The sequence below is a fragment of the Rhodococcus sp. FG69 genome, from assembly GCF_057808915.1.
Window position 1 is genome coordinate 1 of record NZ_JBMDIX010000098.1, and the last position, 1,475, is coordinate 1,475.

Sequence of the window (1,475 nt, forward strand, 5' to 3'; positions counted from 1 at the left end):
GAACGGATCACGGCACTGCTCGACGACGGGTCCTTCGTGGAGATGGATGCCCTGGCCCGTCACCGCAGCCAGAACTTCGGCATGGCAGAGAACCGGCCCTTCGGCGACGGCGTCGTCACCGGCTACGGCACCATCGACGGCCGCGACGTGTGCATCTTCTCCCAGGACGCCACCGTCTTCGGCGGATCGCTCGGCGAAATCTACGGCGAGAAGATCGTCAAAGTCATGGACCTGGCCATCAAAACCGGCCGCCCCCTCGTCGGCATCAACGAAGGCGCCGGCGCCCGCATCCAGGAAGGTGTCGTCTCCCTCGGGTTGTACGGCGAGATCTTCCACCGCAACGTTCAGGCCTCCGGTGTCATCCCGCAGATCTCACTGATCATGGGACCCGCCGCCGGCGGACACGTCTACTCCCCCGCCCTGACCGACTTCGTCGTCATGGTCGATGGCACCTCGCAGATGTTCGTCACCGGCCCCGACGTCATCAAAACCGTCACCGGCGAAAACGTCACCATGGAAGAACTCGGCGGCGCCCACACCCACATGGAGAAGTCCGGAGTGGCGCACTACGTCGCCTCGGGTGAGCAGGACGCGTTGGACTACGTCCGCGATCTGCTGTCCTACCTGCCCTCGAACAACCGCGCCGCGGCCCCGCGCACCATCCCGTCGGATCCGATCGACGGCGCCATCGAGGACAACCTCACCGACGAGGACCTCGAACTCGACACGTTGATCCCCGATTCACCGAACACCCCGTACGACATGCACGAGGTGATCCGCCGGATCCTCGACGACGACGAATTCCTCGAAGTCCAAGAAGGCCGGGCCCGCAACATCATCGTCGGCTTCGGCCGGGTCGATGGCCGCAGCGTGGGCATCGTGGCCAATCAGCCGACCCAGTTCGCGGGCACGTTGGACATCGATGCCTCCGAGAAAGCTGCACGGTTCGTGCGGACCTGTGATGCCTTCAACGTCCCCATCATCACCTTGGTCGATGTCCCCGGATTCCTGCCCGGCACCGGGCAGGAATTCAATGGCATCATCCGTCGTGGCGCGAAACTGCTCTACGCCTACGGTGAGGCGACGGTCGGCAAGATCACCGTCATCACCCGCAAGGCCTACGGCGGCGCGTACGACGTGATGGGTTCCAAGCACATGGGTGCCGATGTGAACCTGGCGTGGCCGACGGCGCAGATCGCCGTCATGGGCGCTTCCGGTGCCGTCGGGTTCGTCTACCGCAAACAGTTGTTGGAAGCGGCGAAGAACGGCGAAGACGTCGACGCACTGCGGTTGAAACTGCAGCAGGAATACGAGGACACCCTCGTCAACCCGTACGTTGCCGCCGAACGCGGCTACCTCGACGCCGTCATCCCCCCGAGCCACACTCGCGGACAGATCGTCTCCGCACTACGACTACTCGAACGCAAACAAGTCACCCTGCCACCGAAGAAGCACGGAAACATCCCGCTGTGAGC

At 63.9% G+C, this 1,475-nt stretch carries 1 protein-coding gene; it reads left to right on the forward strand.

All coding sequences use genetic code 11. The features are described 5' to 3' along the window. On the forward strand, nt 1–1,473 hold a 1,473-nt coding region (locus tag ACODSO_RS29125), incomplete at its 5' end, for an acyl-CoA carboxylase subunit beta (RefSeq protein WP_489040071.1). Nucleotides 1,474–1,475: the final 2 nt, after the last annotated feature.